At 73.5% G+C, this 912-nt stretch carries 2 protein-coding genes; both read right to left on the reverse strand.

The window, feature by feature from the left end; genetic code table 11:
• A partial coding sequence (locus tag AC2W7C_RS18485) for a hypothetical protein (protein ID WP_486002651.1) occupies positions 1-413 on the reverse strand: 413 nt, incomplete at its 3' end.
• A gap of 23 nt (positions 414-436) precedes the next feature.
• A partial coding sequence (locus tag AC2W7C_RS18490) for a zinc-binding dehydrogenase (protein WP_486002652.1) occupies positions 437-912 on the reverse strand: 476 nt, incomplete at its 5' end.

Here is a 912-nt window from a genome sequence, read left to right on the forward strand (position 1 = left end):
CGCGACGCCTCCGCCGCCAGGCTGGAGCCCCAGCCGTCCGGCTTGTGGTCCGGCTCGGCGTGGAACGGCAGGGCGCCGGCTATGCCGCGCATGGCCAGGGCCAGGGGCAGGGCCCAGTGACCCAGCATGCGCAGGGGCTTGCGGCGCGCGTCGGCGGCATCCCACCCCTCGGCCTCGAAGGCCTCGACCTGTTCCGCCGGAGACAGGCGATGGATTCCGTCCCAGTCGGCGGGCAAGGCGACAGCCTCCGCCTCATCCAGACCCAGACCGAAGGCGGCGCGCGCCGTCGCGTCGATCTCGGGGAATTCGTCGCGCGCGTCCGGCTCGGCCCAGCGGGGCTTCATCAGCGCCTTCAGTTCAAGATCGTCGATCCCCGGCAGGTCGATCAGGCGGCGAAGGGGCGCATGGGTCATGGCGTCCGTGTCGCACGGCGGGCTCAGAAGGTCACCACCGTTCGCACCGCCCTGCCGTCCGCGAGATCGTCGAACGCCGCGTTGACGTCGTCCAGCGCGATGGTCCGGGTCAGCAGGCGGTCGACCGGCAGTCGGCCGTCCTGGAACAGCGCCACATACCGCGGGATGTCGCGCGCGGGCACGCAGGCGCCGATGTAGCTGCCCTTCAGCGTGCGCTCCTCGGCCACCAGCGAGACGATGTTGACCGGCAGGGCCGCGTCGGGCGGGGGCAGACCGGCGGTGACCGTGGTTCCCCCGCGGCGAGTCATCCTCCATGCCGCCTCCAGCGCCCGGGCCGAACCCGCCATCTCCAGCACCACGTCCGCGCCGCCCCGGGTCAGGGCCCGCATCTGCTCGACCGCGTCCGGGGCGGCGGCGTCCACGGTCATGACCGGGCCGAGCGAGCGGGCCAGGGCCAGCTTTCCTGGCTCAGGTCCATGGCGACGACGGGGCTGGCCCC

Source organism: Brevundimonas sp. CURTG3B2_SDJG (assembly GCF_057364705.1).